Genomic DNA, 17,891 nt, shown 5'->3' with positions numbered 1-17,891 from the left:
CATATAGGCGGGCTGTAACGTCACCGTGTCGCCAAGAGAATTGACGTGTTGCCGAAACGTCACCGTCGATTTCCCGAGCTCTGCGAGCACGTCGCAACTCATCAACGAAGTAAGGTCGGCAAATGGGCCGTCGCGGCCCTGCTCATTGGGGTGCGCTCAGCTCGACAGTTCGCGTGCCGGCCGCGATTCAACCTGGGAAGATGGTGAAGCCGCCATCGACGCGAATGACCTGCCCGTTGATGAAACGCGCGCGCGGACCGGCGAGGAAGGCCACCGCTTCGGCGATCTCTTCAGGCTCGGCATAGCGGTTCAGCGATTTCTTGCTCGAATCCATGCGCTCCGGATCGACGACGCGGCTCGCCTGGAAGCGTGCCGTCTTGGTGGCGCCGGGGCTCACCGCATTGATGCGCACGCCATCGTCGATCAGTTCCTTGGCGAGGCAACGCGTATAATGCACGACGGCCGCCTTAAGCGTGGAGTAGACCACCTCCGGCGAGCATCCGATATGCGCTGCCGCCGAGGCAATGTTGATCACCGAGCCTGAGCCGCGCTTGACCATAGGCGGAATGAACGCCTGGCAGACCAGCATCGTGCCGATGAGATTGTTCTCGGTCAGCACCTTGATGTCTTCATAGTCGATGTCGAGCGCGTTGTTGGGACTGGGCTTTACCCCCTTGGCGCCGATGTCGCCGCCGGCGCAGTTGACCAGAACATGCACATCGCCGAGTTCCGCCTCGATCTTCCTCTTCATTTCGGCAACGGCTTGCCTGTCACCGATGTTGCCCGTAACCGCGGTTACCCGTGTCCCATGCTTTTCCAGACCCCTGGCGGATTCGCCGAGGTCTGCGAATTCGCCATATTGCGACGGCCGGGTCCAGTCGAGATCGTGGATGGCGACGTTTGCGCCAAGTTCGGCCAGGCGGTCGGCCATGACGCGACCAAGGCCGCGTCCCGAGCCGGTCACGAAGGCGGTCAGGCCGCTGAGTTCTCGGGCAGTCATGCTGGTTTCTCCATTGCAATGAAATCGAACTTCTTCATGTTGGCGGCGCTGCGCCGGATCATGTCGAGCTCATACGAAACCAGCGCGCCGTCATCGTCGCGCTCCCATGGCGTCCGGTAGTCGGCGTCGTCAGCAAGGCGGTTTACGCGCGCGGCACTCAGGCAGGCCGCGAACTCGCGCGCGGATTTCGGTGCATACTCGTTCCACCAGTCGTCGGTGAGACAGCGAACGTGGCGGGCTTCCAGCGCGCCTGGCTCAAGCACGGCCGTCAGCGTGTCGTGGTGCTTGGCGAGGATGGCTGCCAGTTCGGCGAAAGGCACGGCGCCGTCGCCGATCGCGCAGCGGACCAGACGATAGCCCTCATCGGTGAACTGCACGCGATAGTCCTTGAGGTGGACATGGCGGACGTGCGGTGCGATGCGCCGCGTGAAGGCAAGCGGCGCCTCGCCGACAGGGAAGGTGTTGCCGGTGTCGTAGGTGATGCCGACGCCCGGCCCACCGAGTTCGCAGAACGCGACCAGTTCGTCGCTGCCGAAGTCCTGATGGTTTTCGATGCCGAGCACCCGGCCCTCAGCCGCCGCACGCGGCCCCCATTCCGTCAAGGCAGCGCGGATCGTCGCGTCGAACTCGCTCCATTTCGGGCCCCACAGGTTGCGGTCGCCGCACAGGACGGGGGTCAGTGCGATACGGATCGTTGTCGCCTCGAGCAGGCGCGCCGCCCGAAACGCACTGTCCAACGGACCGGCCACCAGAAGTCCGCCACTGACCACCGGGACGATGTCGAGCGCGATCAGACGCTTGCGTAGGTCGACGATTTCGGGGTCCGGCAAGTCGGTCAACCACGGTTCGTAGATCTCGAGCGTGCGTGCGCCCAGTTCCTGCGCAAGCGCCATGAAGCCTTCCAGCCCGGTCCCGTCCGGATTGTGCCGCGGCGTACCGCGTCCCTGCAGGCCGAGAGTGTAGGTCAGTCCGTATGGGTTGAGGCCGAGACGAAACATCAGCTTGGCAGTTCCGTTGAAGGATTTGGAAGCGATCGCATCAGCGCAGACCGGCATCGACTGCGATGGACTGCTTGGTGATCATGCGGCTGTCATCGGCGGCAAGGAAGAGCACGGTCCGCGCGATCTCCTCGCCCAGCAGGACGCGGCGGATGAGTTGCCGCTGCACCGTTTGGTCGATTGCGTCCTGGGTCTTGAACCACAGCTGGCGCTGCCGCTCGGTGATGACGGCGCCGGGTTCGACTGCATTGACGCGGATGTTGTCGGATCCAAACGACCGCGCCAGTGCGCGCGTCAGCGCCACAACGGCACCCTTGGCGGTGGCATAGGCCACCATCTGGTCCGCGCCGAAACGCCAGGCGATGGAAGAGAAGTTTATGATCGAGCCGAAGCCGAGTTCCTTCATATGCGGATGCACCGCCTGCGCGGCGAAGAAGTGATGCCGGAGATTGACGTCGAAGCTGCGGTCCCAATATTCGGCTGTCACCGCGTCAACGGGATGGCGCTGATCATCGGCAGCGTTGTTTACCAGAACGGCGACCGGACCGAGCTTAGCGCGCACGTCTTCTACCGATGCCTGCAGCGCATCAACGTCGGTCACATCGCAATGGAGGTACAGGGGAGTTCGCCTGCCGGCACCGCTGAGTTCACGGACCAGCGCCTCTGCGGGCCCATCCTGCACATCGAGAAAGCATACGCGGGCGCCATTCGCCACGAAAGCGCGAACCATATCGGCCCCGATCCCGGAGGCGCCGCCGGAGATCAGCACGACGCGATCGGTCAAGCTCGGGTAAGTCGCGAATTGCATGGACATCAGATCACAGAAGCGCCCTGGTTGCTGGATCGAACAGACAGGCGCGCGACATGTCGATGCCGAGCGTTATCGTCTCGCCCATGACCGGAGCGTCATCCGGCTCGAAACGGCCGGTGATCTCCAGGTCGCCCAGCCTGAGGACGGCAAGCGTCTCGGCACCGGTCGGCTCGACCAGTTCGACCGGCGCCCGCAAGGACACGACAGCAGGTTTGCGCGACTTCAGGTCCGTCGTGAAGCGGTAGATGTGTTCGGGCCGAACACCGAGCACCACGTCCTTTGGCGCACCGGCGGACAGCGGCGCGGCAAGGGCAAGAGCAGCGTCGCTGCCGTCAGCGGCGCGCACCGCGATGCTGGTTGAGCCGGTAAGCCGGGCGGGGATGAAATTCATCGCCGGCGATCCCATGAAACCGGCCACGAACATGTTGGTCGGCCGGTCATAGATCCGCTTCGGCGTGTCGAACTGCTGCACCGAGCCCTGGTTCATCACCGCAATGCGGGACGCGAGCGTCATCGCCTCGACCTGATCGTGAGTGACGTACACCGTCGTCTTGCCGACGCGATGGTGCAGCTTCTTGATTTCGGTGCGCATGTCGACGCGCAGCTTGGCGTCGAGATTGGACAGCGGCTCGTCGAACAAAAACAATTTTGGGTCGCGTACCAGGGCGCGCCCCATCGCAACGCGCTGTCGCTGCCCACCCGACAATTGCCCGAGCTTGCGGTTGAGCAGCTGCTCGATCTGCAGCAGTGCGGCAACCCGCTTTACGGCTTCCGCCTGCTCCGCTTTGGGCACGCCTCGGCTCTCCATGCCGAAGGTGATGTTCTGGCGCACCGTCATGGTCGGATAGAGGGCATAGGACTGGAACACCATCGCTATGTCGCGGTCCTTGGGCTGCACGGAGTTCACCAGCCGATCGCCAATCCAGATCTCGCCCGACGTGACGGTTTCCAGGCCGGCGATCATGGCGAGCAAGGTTGACTTGCCGCATCCCGACGGGCCGACGAGGGCGACAAACTCCCCGGTTCGCGCCTCGAGATTGATGCCGGCCAGAATCTCGAGCCCGCCATAGCTCTTGTGAAGGTCGCGGATCATCAGCGCAGACATGGACGATGCCTCATTTGATGGCGCCTCACTTGATGGCGCCTTGTGTCAGGCCGCGCACGAAGTATTTTCCACCGAACAGGTAGATCAGCAGCGGCGGCAGCGCGCCGATCAGCACGGCTGCGCTCATCACATCGTAAGCACGGGCGGTCGTGCCGCCGGCAGTAAGCGCGACCAAAGCCGCCGTAATCGGCTGCTGCTGGCCCGAGGTGAAGACGACGCCGAACAGATACTCGTTCCAGATGCCGGTGAATTGCCAGATGACGGTGACGATCAAAATCGGCGGCGACAGCGGCAGGATGATTTTGCGGAAAATCCGCCAGAAGCCGGCGCCGTCGATGCGTGCCGCCTTGATAAGATCGTCGGGTATGCTGACGTAGAAGTTGCGGCAGAACAGGGTGGTGAACGAGATGCCCTGGACGACATGAATCAACACCAGCCCGTAGGTCGAATTGGTCAGGCCGAGTTTGCCGAGCAGGAACGCCCACGGCATCAGCGAGATCTGGCCGGGCATGAAGACGCCGAGCAGCATCAGATTGAACAGAATTTCCGAGCCCTTGAAACGCCATTTCGACAGCACATAGCCGTTCATGGCGCCGAGGAGCGTGGAAATGAGCGTTGCGGGGATCGTCATCCAGAGCGAATTGAAGAAATTGCGCTTCATGCCTTCGCAGGTGCCGCTGACGCAATAAGTGCCCCAAGCCTGTGCCCACGCGTCGAGGCGGAAGCTGCGCGGCAGCGAGATGAGGCCGTTGCGGGCAATGTCGGACTGCTCCCGCAACGAGTTGAAGACGACGACCAGCAGCGGTGCAAGGTAGATGACGGCGAAAAGCATCAGCGCCGCATAGACAAGGAAGCGACCCCAGAAATATCGCCGCGTAGCCGCGGCCGCTTCGGGATCATGCCGGGCGTTGGTGACAATTTCAGCCATTGCGGCCCTCCGCCCGCCTGCGCCAAACGATCCACAAGGAATAGGGCACCAGCACAACCGCGAGGGCCGCGAGCATCATCATCGCCGCGGCGGCACCCTCGCCGATCTGCCCACGCTGGAACATCAGGTCGTAGACATAGATCGCCGGGAAGGTAGTCGACACACCTGGCCCACCCCGCGTCAACGCCGCCACCAGGTCGAAGGTCTTGATGGCGAACTGGATCTGGATGACGGCCACCGCCAGAAAAATCGGGGCGATCGTCGGCAGGATGACCTTCCGATAGGTTCGGGAAACCGACGCACCGTCGATCTGCGCTGCTTTGATGAGATCCGGATCGACCGATCGCAGGCCAGCCAGGAAAAGCGCCATTGCGAAGCCGGACGACTGCCAGATACCGGTTATGATCACCGCATAGATTGCGGTGTTGCGGTTGGCCGTCAGGGCGAAGCTGAAGTCGGTCCAGCCGAGCCCCCGCACGAAGGCCTGGATGCCGTCGACGGGATTATAGAGCCAACTCCACACCGTGCCGGTGACGATGAAGGAGACTGCCAGCGGATAGAGGAAGATGGTGCGCCAGACCGCCTCGCCGCGAACGCGCTGGTCGATCAGGATCGCCAGAAGCAGTCCGATGGCCATCGAGCCGACGATATGGAAGCCGCTGAACAGAAAGAGGTTGGTGTACGCGATGTTCCAGCGCCGGTTCGCCCAGAGCGAAGCGTAATTGTCCAGACCGACGAACCCATAGGTCGGCATCAGCGACGAACTGGAGAGCGAGAGATAGAGCGTCCAGAGCGTGAAGACGAAGACGTAGATGAAACTCGCCGCAAGCGACGGCGCCAGCACCAGAATGGGCACCATCGTGCCCAGGCGCTGCCGCCACGGGGTTGCGGTAGCCGCAACCGGTACGGTCAGGTCACGCGTTGACATCTTCTGCTCCGGCGAAGTCGGGGCCGGGCGACGCGCGACAAGCCATCATCGGCAGCGTCTTCACATCTGCGCTTCGGCCGCATCGGCCATCGCGCTGGCTGCGTCCTGAGCGGTCATGTCCGGCGTCGCCACGAATTCGGTGACGGTATCCATGATCGCGCCGCGCACCTTCTGCGGGATCGTCATGTTGTGCGCCATCGAACGGACAAGCGTGCCGCCATCGATCGACGCCTGCAGGTCCTTCTGGGAAAGCTGCTGGCAGGGATTGAAGCCGTTCGAAAGGTCGACGTCGAGACGGGCCGGGATCGAGCCCTTGGTCTGATTGAAAATCGTCTGGAACTCGGGCGACAGGATGGTGCTGGCGAGCAGTTTCTGCCCCTCGACGTAGTCCGGATCCTTCTGTTGGAAGAACACCACCGAGTCGGAATTCAGGATGAAGCCCGGCTTGCCCCAATCAGTCGGCGCCTGGGCGCAGACATAGTCGGTGCCCTGCTTGAAGCCGCCGGCCGTGAGCAGGCCGAGCGTCCAGTCGCCCATGATGTGGAAGGCGGCCTCGCCGCGGCCGACCAGATGCGACATGCTATCCCAGTCGCGCCCGTTCATGCCGGGGTCCATATATTTCGTCGTCATGGTGCGGAACTGTTCGAAGGCCTTGACCATGCCGTCGCTGCGCATCGCCTCGACGTCACCCTCGACGAAGGCCTTCTTGAAGAGATCGAGATCCATGCCGTAGACCACCACCTCGAAGACCGTCGAATCGGTCCAGTCGGCGGTCGAGTGCGAGATGCAGATTTTGCCCGATGCCACGACCTTGTCGCAGGCGGCGTTGAAGTCTGCCCACGTCTTCGGCACCTCGGCCACGCCTGCTTCCTGCATGACCTTCGGCGATGCCCACAGCCAGTTGATGCGATGGATATTCATCGGCGCCGCCACCCAGCTGCCGGTCGGCTTCATCACCGGCAGCAATTCGGGAGCGACGACCTTCTCCCAATTTTCCGCTGTCGCCAGTTCGTCGAGATTGGCGGTCATGCCGGTCTCGTTCCATTCGGCGATCTCGGGTCCCTTGAGCTGCACCGCTGGCGGTGCATTGCCGGCGATCACGTCGGCGCGCAGTTTCGCCAGCGTGTTGGCCGTGTGGCCTGCGATGGAGGTCTGCTGCCAGGTGCCACCCTTGGCGGTGAACATCTCGCCGAGCTTGGCAATGGCCTGGGCGTCCGATCCGGTCGCCCATTGATGCAACAGGTTGGTCTTGGGCTCTGCGAGCGCAGCTCCCGCAACAAGGGTGTACGCCGTAGCGGCCGCAACGGCCGTCCTCAGGTATTCCATCGTTTCACTCCCATAAGTGATTTGCGGTTCGTATCGACCGCTTGTGGACGCAATTCGAGTTCGTCGCAGAGGGAGATGCAGTATCTCCGTTCTTTCCAAGATGACATATTTGAGCTATCAGTCAACGTCCTTTGTGCTCATCATGAACAAACCTTCGCTTAGAAATTGGCTGATCGACAAGCCCTCCGCATCACCGGAGAGCCTGATCGTGCGGTGCCTGCGGGAGCGCGGCGTGCTTTCTGCCTCGCAAATCGCGCACATCACCGGTTTGGCGCGATCGACAGTTTCAACCGCGCTCAATGGCTTGAGAAAGTCCGGAATGGTGATCGAATCCTCGGCCCACCATAACGGCGCCAGGGGCATTGGCAGGCCTGCCGCGACCTTGACGCTCAATCCCGCTGCGGGCACCTGTGTCGGAATCCACCTGGGCCTCGATGAGATGCGGTGCCTCATCGCCGACGTGTCGCATTCTGTCATCGCCGAACAAACTATCGCCATGGGCCTGGACTACCAGCCACAACAGGCGGCCGAGCTCGCCAAGTCAGCAATTGCCCAATGCTACGAAGAGAACGGTCTGCCGACGGCGGGGCTCCTGGGGGTTGGGGTTTCCGTCTCGGGCCCTGTCAGCCGCGAAGGCGTGGTGCAGCGTGCGAGTATTGTTCCGACCTGGGCTGGGGTCAACATCCGCGATGTGTTCGGGCCGGTTCTCGAACAGCCGATTTTCGCCGATAACGAGAGCAACTGCTCGGCCATTGCCGAGCTGATGTGGGGCGCGGCCGTCGGCCAAGACGATTTCGTGCTGTTCAAGATCGATCTCGGTGTCGGCGGGGCCATTGTTCAGCATGGCCGGCTGGTGACCGGCATCGCCGGCGGCGCCGGCGAATTCGGGCATATCAGCATCGATCCAGGCGGCGATCTTTGCCGGTGCGGCAATCGCGGATGCCTGGAGCTTTATGCGAGTTTTGCCCGGCCGCTCGAGCAGATTTCGCGCATCGTGCGGCGGCCGGTCACGATGGACGAGGTGATCATGATGGCTGAACAGGGCGACGTCGGCGCGCTGCGAATGATCGAGGACACCGCCGACTTCGCCGGCCGTGGTCTTGGTCTGATCGGCTCGGTGATCAATCCGCCGCTCGTCATCATCGGTGGCCGCATGGCTTTGGCAGGCGACATTCTCCTGGCACCGCTGATCGCGTCATATGAACGCCACACGCTCATCAAGTCCCGCGATATCGCACCCGCCCTGCGCACGCGGATAATCATTGGCAAGCACACGCAGAACGATGCATTGCTCGGCGCAGTCGGCCTGGTGCTGCGCCACAACAGCCGACTGCAATGATTTGACTCTGCGCGGAGCGGGCCCTTTTCCCCAGGGCGATCGCTCGCGGAAAAAGATCGCTGAACGCATGTCCGGCGAGCGGCCGCTCACGAAGCGCCCACCAAGCGGACGCAGTTGGCGTTGTTTACAAGAATGTCGACCCGCCATAGGGAGCGACCACCTTGTCCGCCGCCGCCTTGATCTGATCGGCATTGCTGATGTCGTAGACGACACCGAGCGCGGTGCCCCCGGTGGCCTCGATGTCGGCGACAACAGCGTCCACATTGGCGGGCATGAGCGAAAGAACAGCGCCTTCGCGCCTTCCGCCGCGAACAGCTTCGCCGTGGCGCGGCCGATGCCGCGACCGGCGCCTGTGACGATGGCCACTTTTCCGTTAAGTCGACCCATGTTCATCTCCATTCGATAGGGGTTGTTGGATGTTTCGCCGTGTCAAAGCAGCGCCGTCAGCACGTAGGGCGACGGCACTTCGCGAACTGCGTTTTGCGTGAGGAAGGAGGCTGCCAACAGCGCGAGACCTACGGCCGCCGGGAGGGCACCGCCGGGCTTGCGGACCCCGACGTGGGCCAAGCCGGACAGCAGCAGGTGATAGAACATCCCGGCGTAGGCGAGATCGCTGAGGTGAACGCTGAAGCGTGACAAGATGGCCGCCGCGCCCAGAACTTTTACGGCGATCATGACCGGCACAAGTTAGGCTGGATAGCCGAGGTCGGCAAGCGCCTGACGAACCCGGGCACCCTTGGTCAGGTACGCAATTGCGGAAGTCAGATACAGCAGACTCAGAAGTGCGGTGCTGATCCAATATGTATAAGTTGCGGCCATGTGATCTTCCTGTTTGCCGCCCAGCAGCGACACCTCTTTCATCGACTTTCGCGCTTCCGGGTCGCAGCTTCTTGCCTGCACACCTGCAGCACAGATCGAAAATGTCGTCCAAGATTGATATTCGCAAGTAGGATGAATAACTTGCTGTTAGTATGGAAGATCAGACTATGGCCGATAAAGAGATCAACATGCACGAGGAGATGCGGCGCGCATTCGCGCTGCTCTCGGGCAAGTGGAAGCTGCAAATCATGTGGCTGCTCAATCAGCGAGTCTATCGCTTCGGTGAGTTGCGAAAGGCGATCCCGGGCATCACCCAGCACATGCTGACGGCACAACTGCGCGAGCTTGAAGCGGATGGGCTGGTCTCGCGCACCGTGTTCGCGGAAGTGCCGCCCCGCGTCGAGTATGCGATCACGCCGAAGGCGCGAGGGCTTGGTCCGACGATGGAAGCGCTCACCGCCTGGTGGGACAAGTATGGAAAAAGCGTCCCGGCCAAGCCGAGCACGCGTGGTCGTAAAGCCAAAGGCGTCTGATTTCCTGGCCTCCCCAGACAGCCGCACCGGCAAACGAGCCGATGCGCCTACTCTCATAGGGATCGGGTCCGACATTTGTTGGAGCATTCGCTGGAAGTGTTAAGCGCAACACGCTATATGACCATCTACATGGTCAGGAGCGTGACATGAGTGTGATCAACCTGGCAGATGCCAAAGCCCATCTGAGCGAGCTAGTGGATCGGGTCGAGGCAGGAGATACGATCGACATCACCCGGCGGGGTAAACCGGTCGCACGGCTCACCGCCGTGGCGAGACCGCGGCGGCGGATCGACGTAAACCTCCTGCAATCCTTGACCGCGACCATGCCGCCTCAGGCCGAGAGTTCTGCCGATCTAGTGCGGTCGATGCGGGATGGCGACCGCTACTGATGCACTATCTCGACACGTCGCTGATCGTTGCCGCCCTTTCAAATGAAGCGATGACGCCGCGCGTTCAGGGCTGGCTGGCGGAGCAGGATCCGGCGCAGCTTCTGATCAGCGACTGGACCATCACCGAGATGTCGTCGGCCATGGCGATCAAGCTGCGAACCGGACAGATCAACCTGGAGCAGCGCGCAGCAGCGCTCGCGCTGTTCCACAACCTGGTCGCCGAGAGCTTCACCGTGCTGCCGGTCACCGGCCGGCATTTCCGCACGGCGGCAATGTTCGCCGATCAGCATAGTCTCGGGCTTCGCGCTGGCGACGCGCTGCATCTCGCCGCGGCATCGGAACATGGCGCCACGGTGCATACGCTCGACCAAAAGCTCGCCGAGGCTGGACCGTTGCTCGGCGTGGCGACGCAGTTTCTGGCATGATCCGAGCCCTCTCATCCCGCCCATCAGCATTCTCGGATAAGCGGAAGCCGAATGGCGCCGAACGGACCAAGCAACGCGCCCGAGCGGACTGCACGGCGTTTGGATTTGCTGAGGAAGCCAGGCGCGGAAGCCTACAGCACGACCAGCCAGGCAGCCCACCTTATCGTCTGAGCACTCAGTTATCACCGGCCCCGCGCTCGCATGCGGCCTCGGCGACGTCCAAAGCGGTCTCAACCGCGGTTAAGAAGACTGGTCGCCCGCCAATTCCGGAGTGTATTGGCGAAGCATATAGAGCCCGAGAAGGGCAACGTAGATCGCTTTGGCCAACCGCGGGGGCGCATTGGACATGGGACCACTGGGGGCCGCCAGTTGATCAGCGTCCCGGCCTGATCCTCAGCGGCTTCGCCTTCTGGTCGACGGTCGGCAGCTTTGCAATCCCATTGATCATCCTGGGCCTGCTCCTCCTCGGATGACGCGCAGGGGCATCGTCGTGCCACGGTTCGTCGGCTTGGCATTGTTGGGATGGGGAACGGTTGCTACGCTGATCATCCTGCCAAGCGGCTTTCCACTACTCGTGCTTGTTCTGATCGGCCTGTGTCTTGGCGTGCAGCGGGGAACCAAGGCCCAATGATGTGCATCGCCAGGCATCGCCCTCCCCGGCCGCAAGTTGTGGCGAAACCTTTTGCCAGGCCGTTTGCGCACGCTGACAGGCTTCTTCCCGGCGCAAACTTCGGCGACACTTATGCATTGGTTGTAACAGGTCTCGCCTTGGACGCGGTCGGCGTTTCGCAGCAGGTATTCGGGAGGCAGCCAAGTTGGATCAAGTGGCTGCTGGCGTTGCGAAATGGCATTGTGACGCCTTTTGGCTTGAAAACTGGACCGGAGCGGCGAAGTAAATCTGACCCCCATCTTGGCTTCTTGCCAGTTGTCAGGCAGTCCTCCAATTGTGTCGTGTTCGGTCTCGATGACTGGCATCTCAATTTCCGCGTGTTATTGGAAGTCAAGGAACGCACATCGACCCAGCATGAGATCTCGGTCTCGACCGTAGTCAAAACCCACAATTTGGTGGGCAGCAGCTATCTCGCGTTGGTGAAGCCATTTCATCGTATCGTCGTTCCTGCGATGCTAATGCAGGTGGTTTCCGACCACTAGCGTGGCCGAGCACGGGCTCGGCCGCGATCGGGTCAAGCGAAAGACGCGCCGACACCATTTCCATCAAGGGGCCGTCACCACCGAGAAGCCGCGCAGGTCCGCAAACAGGTACGCGCAATCGACGACGGGACTGTCAGGCCGACCCGCCATCGCGATGCATCACGAAATCAGCTGCTGACCTTTCGCCCATCGCGTGATCGCATCTCGGGATGTAGGGGCGGGTCCAAAGAAGTGCTCCTGTTTCGAAATATTCGAGATATAGACGCCCTTCTTGAAGAACAGGAACATCTGTATCAGGTCATAGCCAAGCTCGGAAAACAGCTTGACCGGGCGCGCTAGCGCGCGGAAAACCAGCCACGGCACAGCCCGGACACTAAGGCGTTTCTTTATGACCTCGGAGATGAGATCGGCGACCTCTTGCTGGCTCTTGGCGCCATCGCGCCAGCCGACATCGATCGTTTGGTGGTTGATTTCACTTCCAGGAAACGTCGCGGCTTTTGCAAGATATGAGGCAAGATCGTCTGTCAAAACATAGGACCATTTTGTCGTCTTATCGCCCATCGCAAGGAACCGGCCACCTTTCACACCCTTCGCAATACTCGATTGTCTACTGCCCTCATAGCTTATTGATTATGCAATAGAATTCTAATTGGCGTTCCTTCGAATACCGTCAACAATACCGTCACAAAATGGCTTAAATCCAAATCTGCGACGGAGCACCTCGCAGTATCCGAAACACCGCCGATCGCCGCACGGCCGTGCAGTGTCCTGAGATACCATCTTTCTGTTGGCCTCTGCTGTAGGGATGCCTGTTAGATCGTTAGCTCGGGATCGTGCTGCTTGCCAACCGGGTTTTTGTGCTCTGACGGATCGATGGGCTGTCGCGCGTCCCATCGCGGCTGAGGAAGCGGGTCGTCAGTCAGGAAATGACCGATAGCATTGACAATGCACCAAACCCTCCTCGCCTTTGGTCCGTTGGACCGATGACGCTGCCGAGATTTCCCCATTTCTCGTCTGCGTTGTCGGTCTCTTTTTTGGCCGGGCGGGCGGCAACTCGTTCGGATTGCCCTTTAGTGGGGGAGCGTCACCTGCACCGATTAAGCGGTTCAGTGCCCTGCGTTCTGGCCCTTAGGAATGTGTCTCGTGCCGAATGCCGTTGTTGAACGGTAAAAAGGGGGCTGTTTGTGGAGGCGTTCAGTATTAGGCGCTGGGGCCGTCTGGTCCCGTCATTGCGTGCCATTGCTCGATGTGCGGGCCCGTTTGAGCGCCAAGCGACACACACACCATGGCCAGCAACGGTAAGACTGTGATACCATTGCACAAGTTGCGTCGCCGCCGGCAGACTGCCGTTTCCGCGAAGCCGGACAAGCGCAGTGCTCAGTATCGTAACTCTCAACCCGATGAACAAGTAGCCGCGGATTATGGAACTTGTCGTCGCCCTTGGCCTGATCGCCTTCAAGGTCGCGTTGCTGATTGCGATCCTGCTGCTGCTGCCTTTGCCGCTGACCTGGGTGGAACGCAAGATCGCCGGGCACATCCAGCAGCGGATGGGGCCGATGCGCGTGGGGTGGCACGGGCTGCTGCAGCCGGTGGCGGACGGCATCAAGCTCTTGACCAAAGAGGACCACATCCCGGCCGAAGCCGACCGCTTCCTGTTCAAACTGGCGCCAATTCTGGCGCTCGCCCCGCCCTTTGTGGTGTTCGTCGCGATCCCCTTCGGCGAAAGCATCTCGGTCCTCGGTCACGAGATCACACTCTACGTCTCCAACATGAATGTGGCCCTCCTTTTCGTCTTCGCGGTGATCGGGATCGAGGTCTATGGCGTCATCTTCGGCGGCTGGGCCGCGAACAGCAAATACGCGGTCCTGGGCAGCCTCAGAACCTGCGCGCAGATGATCAGCTACGAGATCCCCATGGGGTTCGCGGTCATCGGCGTGGTCATGCTGGCGCAATCCATGAGCCTGCTCGATATCGTGCGGGCACAGGCCGATGTCTGGAACATCGTCTACCAACCGGTCGGATTTTTCGTATTCTTCGTCGCCGGGCTGGCCGAAGCTCAGCGCATTCCGTTCGACCTGGCGGAGGCGGAAGGCGATCTGGGGGCCGGGTTCCATACCGAATACAGCGGCATCCGCTTTGCGTTCTTCATGGTCAGCGAATACGCCGTCATGCTGCTGGTGTCGGTCCTGTCGGTCATCCTGTTCTTCGGCGGCTGGAACGGCGTGCTGATCCCGTTGCCGCCGCTCCTCTGGTTCGCGCTCAAGGTCGCGTTCTTTCTCTATGTGTTTATGTGGTTCCGCTTCACCTTCCCGCGCTATCGATACGACCAACTGATGGCGATCGGCTGGAAAGTCTTGCTTCCACTGTCACTGGCGAACATAATAGTAACAGGTGTTGCTTTCCTTTGAGGGCCACCCCAAGCGAGGCGGCGATGTCGCGCGCACTGCACATAAGTGGAACATGGATCGGCTGGGCATTCTTCGCCGATCTAGCGGGCGCCTTGGCGCTGACCTTCGGCTACATGTTCTCCAGATCCGTGACCATGCAGTATCCTGACAAGGAAAAATGGTTGCCCTATTCGCGTTACCGCGGGCATCACTTCCTGACGCGCGACGAAGAGGGCGAGATCAAGTGCGTGGCCTGCGAACTCTGCGCGCGGATTTGTCCCTGCGACTGTATCGAAGTCATTCCCTACGAGGACGAGAAGGGCAACCGGCATCCAGCTAAATTCGAGATCGACATGGCCCGCTGCCTGTTCTGCGGGCTGTGCGAGGACGCCTGCCCGGCCGACGCGATCGCGCTTGGCCAACAGTACGAATTCTCGAGTTTTTCCTCGCGTGACCTGGTGGTCGGGCGCGACGACCTGCTCGGCAAACCGGGCAAGGCGACGACCGGCGGCGGCGTGGTCGCCGCGCGCCTGAACACCGAACAGGACGTGCTGGTCGAGACGAGCGAGCCTCAGGGATACAACTGGTGGCGGAATATCCGCCGAACGTGAACGCGCGGCAGCCGTCAAGCCGGAGCACAGGAGGCTCAGATGCTTGTCCGCCAAATCTTGAAGACCAAATCTCCCGAGCTCATCTCGGTCACACCAGATCAGACGGTCGTAGAAGTCCTGCGGCTGTTTCGGGACAACAACATCGGATTCGTGGTCGTCAGCCGTTCGCCCGGGGAATGCCTGGGCACGCTGTCGGAGCGGGACTGCTGCTATGCGGTGGCTGAATACGGAATCGAGGCGCCCACAATGCGGGTCGCCGACATCATGAACCGCAGTGTGGTGACCTGTTCGACACAGGATTTGCTGCCCTTTGTGATGTCGCTCATGACCGACCGACGCACGCGCCATGTGTTGGTCATGGATGGCGACGCTTCTGTCGGCGTGGTGAGCATCGGCGACGTGGTCAAGCACCGGCTCGACGAATTGCTCCGTACCGAGCAAGCGTTGAGCGATTACATTGCCGGCACCCCTTATCACTGAGGATGCAAACCCGGGGGAGCCGATTAGGGTGAACTGCCCGGAAGCTCGGCAATGCCTTGGCCGCGATCTTCAGGGCGCGCCCCGACTCCGGTGGCGAAGGCAGCGTGCGCCTTTTGAACCTCCACCGGACAAGGGTATTCGCCCCGCCGCATAAGGCTGTTGAGACGCAGGTCTCTATAGTTTTCAGGCACGAACACGAGGCCCGGGGGAAAATGCCTGTTGACCTTGAGCTGCGCCCTCAGTTCGCCCTGGGCGGATCGCACGACCACCTGATCGCGATCCGCAAGGCAAAGCTGCGCGGCGTCCCACGCGCTCATCTCAACATATGGGTCATCCGCCACCGTATTCAGGATCTCCGAGCGTTCGGAAAGATATCCATTGTGGAACAGGCAGTTGCCGGTGACCAACATGAGCCGGTCGGCCGCATTCGGGTTAGGCGGAGGGGCGAAGAACTCGCCAGCCGGCGGCGTCGGGTCCGCCGTGGTGAATGCTCCGTCGGCTCCAAGCCCGTCCGTCAGCCCTTGGTAGGCCGGAACCAGCCGGGCAATCTCGCGGAAGATTTCGCCTTGCATCGACGGTTGCATTGCCTGGTTGCGGAGCGCTGCGACGAAGTCCAAGATCGCCAGATTGGCCCGCGCCTCGAAGGCGGGTTCGCGGAACTTGCGGACCGCCTGGATCCGGCCCTCGTTGTTGGTGAAGGTGCCGGATTCCTCTCCATAACCCGCCGCAGGCAGGACGACATCGGCCAGACCCACGGTATCGGTGAGGAAGGTGTCCTGCACGATCAGGAGATCGGTGGCATCAAGCGCCCGCTTGACGAATCCCCGGTCGGGATAGGTCATCAGAGGGTCGCTTCCGACGATATAAAGCGCGCCTACCCGCCCCTTGTCACAAAGCGCCAGCATTGCGTCGAGATCCGCGCCCGGCTCAGGCGGAATTTCGGCGCCCCAGGCCCGTATGAGAGCTGTGCGCGCCGTGTGATCGCCGACCGGGCGCAGTCCCGGCAGGGCCGCCGGCAGAACCCCCATGTCCCAGGCGCCCAGCTGGTTGGCTCGGTCGAAGAGGAACTGCATCGCCGGGCCCTTGCCGAGCACGCGGAGAACCCGCAGCAGGTTGGTGAGCTGCAGCGTTGCGCGCGCTTCGGAAAGCCTCAGGAGGTCGGCGCTGACAAGCACAGCGACGCTCCCGCCGTCCAGCAGCGCAGCGGCTAGACGGTCCGGCCCGTCGCTGCCGATGGTCGGTGGTGCCCAGCCGGTTGCCGCGCCGACGCCCGCAAGAACCTCGCTCGGCAAGGCTTGGCCGGCCGCCGCCACGAGACCGGCCACCACTGCGGCAAGGGCCGCAGCCTCAGCGCCCGGAGCAACGCGAACGACCGCTCGGGCATCGGCGTCCAGCCGGGATGGCCTCGCCGAGAGCATGAGCAACCTGGTCTGCCTCCGCCGCGCCGCGTCTCGCAGCAGGTATTCAGTGACCGGGTTCTCGTCGGTCACGTTGCCACCGACGACAAGCACGCAGTCGTTGCCGATCACCTCCTCCAGCGGCGCGCGGCTGTAAAAGCCCGCCACCAACGGGCCGAGCGTCTCGAAGGGCGTGGACCAGCGCGACGAGCAGTCGATGTTGTTGGTCCGGAATACCGTCCGCATCAGCTTCTGGAATTGATAAAGCACCTCGTTGGGCAGGCGCGGCGAGGCCAGCCCGCCCGCAGCTTTGCTCTCGACGGCCGACAGGCGCCGGCGCAAGTAGTCCCCGGCTTCGTCCCAGGAAACCGGAACCAGTGCGCCGTCACGACGGATCATCGGCCGCTTGATCCGGTCCCGGCTCCCGACGAAGTCGAGGCCGAAGCGCCCCCGCACGCAGAGCGTTTCGCGATTGACGCCATGCTCCCACTTCGAGCGGACCCGCATGAACTCGCCCTTGCGCGCGCCGACGGTGAGCTGGCAGCCGGTGCCGCAATGCGGGCAGACCGTGTCGGTCTCGACCAGATCCCAGGGCCGAGCCTTGTAGCGATAGGGGAAGCTCATCAGTGCGCCGACCGGGCAGACCTCGACGCAATTGCCGCACTGGTCGCAACTCGCGAGACTGCCCTCGAAGCCGGTGACGGCGGTATCCATGCCTTTTTCGATGGTGCCCAAGGCGACCGCTCCGACCACGTCCTCGCACATCCGGACGCAGCGCTGGCACTGGATGCAGCGGTTGACGTTCATGATGATGACGGGGCTGAGACGGATGTCCTCGGAGTGGAACACACGTTTGGCATCGCGGAATCGGCTTTCCCGGGGCCCGTATGCCATCACCATGTCCTGAAGCTCGCACTCGCCGCCCTTGTCACAGATCGGGCAGTCGAGCGGGTGGTTGGCAAGCAGCATGTCGAGCATGGAAGANATGGAAGAGCGCGTTTCGTCGATCAGCGGCGTGTTAGTCCGCACCACCATGCCGTCGGTGACCGCGGTGGCGCAGGAAGGCTGCAGCCGCCGCTGCCCTTCGATCTCCACTAGGCACATGCGGCAGGAGGCCAGAGCCGGCAGCCGCTTCAGATAGCAGAAGGTCGGGATTTCGATGCCCAAACGCTCGGCAGCCTGCAGCACCGTAGAGCCTGCCTCCACTTCCAGCGTTTGTTCATCGATCGTGACGCTAACCATGACTTCTTGCGGCCTTCTCCT

At 62.0% G+C, this 17,891-nt stretch carries 17 protein-coding genes and 2 pseudogenes; 8 read left to right on the top strand and 11 right to left on the bottom strand.

Annotated elements, in window-relative coordinates; all coding sequences use genetic code 11:
• Window positions 1-187 precede the first annotated feature (187 nt).
• Genes X738_RS63350 through X738_RS63320 form a run of 7 tightly spaced genes read right to left on the bottom strand, consistent with a single transcriptional unit; the run spans window position 188 to window position 7,096 of the window.
• On the bottom strand, window positions 188-1,000 hold the full coding sequence (locus X738_RS63350; protein WP_023800408.1) for an SDR family NAD(P)-dependent oxidoreductase: 813 nt from the start codon (window positions 998-1,000) through the stop codon (window positions 188-190).
• On the bottom strand, window positions 997-2,055 hold the full coding sequence (locus X738_RS63345) for a sugar phosphate isomerase/epimerase family protein (protein ID WP_023800407.1): 1,059 nt from the start codon (window positions 2,053-2,055) through the stop codon (window positions 997-999). Before X738_RS63345 ends, X738_RS63350 begins: the two co-directional genes overlap by 4 nt.
• Window positions 2,039-2,806, bottom strand: coding sequence for an SDR family NAD(P)-dependent oxidoreductase (locus X738_RS63340; protein ID WP_023800406.1), 768 nt, complete (start codon window positions 2,804-2,806; stop codon window positions 2,039-2,041). Before X738_RS63340 ends, X738_RS63345 begins: the two co-directional genes overlap by 17 nt.
• Before the next feature lie 10 nt (window positions 2,807-2,816).
• Complete coding sequence (locus X738_RS63335; protein WP_023800405.1) at window positions 2,817-3,914, bottom strand: ABC transporter ATP-binding protein; 1,098 nt, start codon at window positions 3,912-3,914, stop codon at window positions 2,817-2,819.
• Window positions 3,915-3,939: 25 nt separating this feature from the next.
• On the bottom strand, window positions 3,940-4,842 hold the full coding sequence (locus tag X738_RS63330) for a carbohydrate ABC transporter permease (RefSeq protein WP_023800404.1): 903 nt from the start codon (window positions 4,840-4,842) through the stop codon (window positions 3,940-3,942).
• A complete protein-coding gene (locus tag X738_RS63325; RefSeq protein WP_023800403.1) occupies window positions 4,835-5,770 on the bottom strand; it encodes a carbohydrate ABC transporter permease in 936 nt (311 codons plus the stop codon). The genes X738_RS63330 and X738_RS63325 overlap by 8 nt, the downstream gene beginning before the upstream one ends.
• Before the next feature lie 60 nt (window positions 5,771-5,830).
• Window positions 5,831-7,096, bottom strand: a complete 1,266-nt coding sequence (locus tag X738_RS63320) for an ABC transporter substrate-binding protein (RefSeq protein ID WP_023800402.1) — start codon at window positions 7,094-7,096, stop codon at window positions 5,831-5,833.
• 100 nt (window positions 7,097-7,196) lie between these two features.
• On the opposite strand from X738_RS63320, the gene X738_RS63315 reads away from it, so the two are divergent.
• On the top strand, window positions 7,197-8,435 hold the full coding sequence (locus X738_RS63315) for an ROK family transcriptional regulator (protein WP_023800401.1): 1,239 nt from the start codon (window positions 7,197-7,199) through the stop codon (window positions 8,433-8,435).
• A 116-nt stretch (window positions 8,436-8,551) separates the two neighbouring features.
• Here X738_RS63315 and X738_RS88410 read toward each other — a convergent pair.
• Window positions 8,552-8,822, bottom strand: a pseudogene (locus X738_RS88410) (SDR family NAD(P)-dependent oxidoreductase); the annotation flags it as partial.
• 42 nt (window positions 8,823-8,864) lie between these two features.
• Window positions 8,865-9,254, bottom strand: a pseudogene (locus X738_RS63305) (DoxX family protein).
• 152 nt (window positions 9,255-9,406) lie between these two features.
• On the opposite strand from X738_RS63305, the gene X738_RS63300 reads away from it, so the two are divergent.
• The 4 genes from X738_RS63300 to X738_RS63285 all read left to right on the top strand — a co-directional run bounded on the left by X738_RS63300 (window position 9,407) and on the right by X738_RS63285 (window position 11,753).
• Complete coding sequence (locus tag X738_RS63300) at window positions 9,407-9,787, top strand: winged helix-turn-helix transcriptional regulator (protein ID WP_031255434.1); 381 nt, start codon at window positions 9,407-9,409, stop codon at window positions 9,785-9,787.
• A 146-nt stretch (window positions 9,788-9,933) separates the two neighbouring features.
• Window positions 9,934-10,176: a type II toxin-antitoxin system Phd/YefM family antitoxin gene (locus tag X738_RS63295; RefSeq protein WP_023800398.1), complete on the top strand. Its 243-nt coding sequence runs from the start codon at window positions 9,934-9,936 to the stop codon at window positions 10,174-10,176.
• A complete protein-coding gene (locus X738_RS63290) occupies window positions 10,176-10,601 on the top strand; it encodes a type II toxin-antitoxin system VapC family toxin (protein WP_023800397.1) in 426 nt (141 codons plus the stop codon). Before X738_RS63295 ends, X738_RS63290 begins: the two co-directional genes overlap by 1 nt.
• Before the next feature lie 627 nt (window positions 10,602-11,228).
• Complete coding sequence (locus X738_RS63285) at window positions 11,229-11,753, top strand: DUF2867 domain-containing protein (protein ID WP_023800395.1); 525 nt, start codon at window positions 11,229-11,231, stop codon at window positions 11,751-11,753.
• 159 nt (window positions 11,754-11,912) lie between these two features.
• On the opposite strand, the gene X738_RS63280 is transcribed toward X738_RS63285, so the two are convergent.
• Window positions 11,913-12,314 (bottom strand): hypothetical protein, encoded by a 402-nt coding sequence (locus X738_RS63280; protein WP_245277713.1) that lies wholly within the window; start codon window positions 12,312-12,314, stop codon window positions 11,913-11,915.
• Window positions 12,315-13,174: 860 nt separating this feature from the next.
• Here X738_RS63280 and nuoH point away from each other — a divergent pair.
• From nuoH to X738_RS63265, 3 genes are read left to right on the top strand one after another with little or no spacing between them, the layout of a single operon-like run.
• Complete coding sequence (gene nuoH, locus X738_RS63275; protein ID WP_023800393.1) at window positions 13,175-14,161, top strand: NADH-quinone oxidoreductase subunit NuoH; 987 nt, start codon at window positions 13,175-13,177, stop codon at window positions 14,159-14,161.
• Between the two features lie 23 nt (window positions 14,162-14,184).
• Window positions 14,185-14,751, top strand: a complete 567-nt coding sequence (locus tag X738_RS63270) for an NADH-quinone oxidoreductase subunit I (RefSeq protein ID WP_023800392.1) — start codon at window positions 14,185-14,187, stop codon at window positions 14,749-14,751.
• A gap of 39 nt (window positions 14,752-14,790) precedes the next feature.
• Window positions 14,791-15,231 carry a CBS domain-containing protein gene (locus tag X738_RS63265; RefSeq protein WP_023800391.1) on the top strand — a complete coding sequence of 147 codons (441 nt, stop codon included), beginning with the start codon at window positions 14,791-14,793 and terminating at the stop codon, window positions 15,229-15,231.
• A 23-nt stretch (window positions 15,232-15,254) separates the two neighbouring features.
• Here X738_RS63265 and nuoG read toward each other — a convergent pair whose 3' ends face one another.
• Window positions 15,255-17,870 (bottom strand): NADH-quinone oxidoreductase subunit NuoG, encoded by a 2,616-nt coding sequence (nuoG, locus tag X738_RS63260; protein ID WP_023800390.1) that lies wholly within the window; start codon window positions 17,868-17,870, stop codon window positions 15,255-15,257.
• Window positions 17,871-17,891: the final 21 nt, after the last annotated feature.

This window comes from Mesorhizobium sp. L48C026A00 (assembly GCF_000502375.1).
Classification (GTDB): domain Bacteria; phylum Pseudomonadota; class Alphaproteobacteria; order Rhizobiales; family Rhizobiaceae; genus Mesorhizobium; species Mesorhizobium muleiense.
The sequence above is the reverse complement of the archived record's forward strand: the minus strand, read 5'-3'. Positions and strand labels throughout refer to the sequence as shown.

What these genes read in the sequence shown, in the direction of transcription:
- X738_RS63350 (WP_023800408.1), bottom strand. Translation starts at nt 1,000, where the DNA reads ATGACTGCCCGAGAACTCAGCGGCCTGACCGCCTTCGTGACCGGCTCG.
- X738_RS63345 (WP_023800407.1), bottom strand. Translation starts at nt 2,055, where the DNA reads ATGCCGGTCTGCGCTGATGCGATCGCTTCCAAATCCTTCAACGGAACT.
- X738_RS63340 (WP_023800406.1), bottom strand. Translation starts at nt 2,806, where the DNA reads ATGCAATTCGCGACTTACCCGAGCTTGACCGATCGCGTCGTGCTGATC.
- X738_RS63335 (WP_023800405.1), bottom strand. Translation starts at nt 3,914, where the DNA reads ATGTCTGCGCTGATGATCCGCGACCTTCACAAGAGCTATGGCGGGCTC.
- X738_RS63330 (WP_023800404.1), bottom strand. Translation starts at nt 4,842, where the DNA reads ATGGCTGAAATTGTCACCAACGCCCGGCATGATCCCGAAGCGGCCGCG.
- X738_RS63325 (WP_023800403.1), bottom strand. Translation starts at nt 5,770, where the DNA reads ATGTCAACGCGTGACCTGACCGTACCGGTTGCGGCTACCGCAACCCCG.
- X738_RS63320 (WP_023800402.1), bottom strand. Translation starts at nt 7,096, where the DNA reads ATGGAATACCTGAGGACGGCCGTTGCGGCCGCTACGGCGTACACCCTT.
- X738_RS63315 (WP_023800401.1), top strand. Translation starts at nt 7,197, where the DNA reads ATGACATATTTGAGCTATCAGTCAACGTCCTTTGTGCTCATCATGAAC.
- X738_RS63300 (WP_031255434.1), top strand. Translation starts at nt 9,407, where the DNA reads ATGGAAGATCAGACTATGGCCGATAAAGAGATCAACATGCACGAGGAG.
- X738_RS63295 (WP_023800398.1), top strand. Translation starts at nt 9,934, where the DNA reads ATGAGTGTGATCAACCTGGCAGATGCCAAAGCCCATCTGAGCGAGCTA.
- X738_RS63290 (WP_023800397.1), top strand. Translation starts at nt 10,176, where the DNA reads ATGCACTATCTCGACACGTCGCTGATCGTTGCCGCCCTTTCAAATGAA.
- X738_RS63285 (WP_023800395.1), top strand. Translation starts at nt 11,229, where the DNA reads ATGATGTGCATCGCCAGGCATCGCCCTCCCCGGCCGCAAGTTGTGGCG.
- X738_RS63280 (WP_245277713.1), bottom strand. Translation starts at nt 12,314, where the DNA reads ATGGGCGATAAGACGACAAAATGGTCCTATGTTTTGACAGACGATCTT.
- nuoH (WP_023800393.1), top strand. Translation starts at nt 13,175, where the DNA reads ATGGAACTTGTCGTCGCCCTTGGCCTGATCGCCTTCAAGGTCGCGTTG.
- X738_RS63270 (WP_023800392.1), top strand. Translation starts at nt 14,185, where the DNA reads ATGTCGCGCGCACTGCACATAAGTGGAACATGGATCGGCTGGGCATTC.
- X738_RS63265 (WP_023800391.1), top strand. Translation starts at nt 14,791, where the DNA reads ATGCTTGTCCGCCAAATCTTGAAGACCAAATCTCCCGAGCTCATCTCG.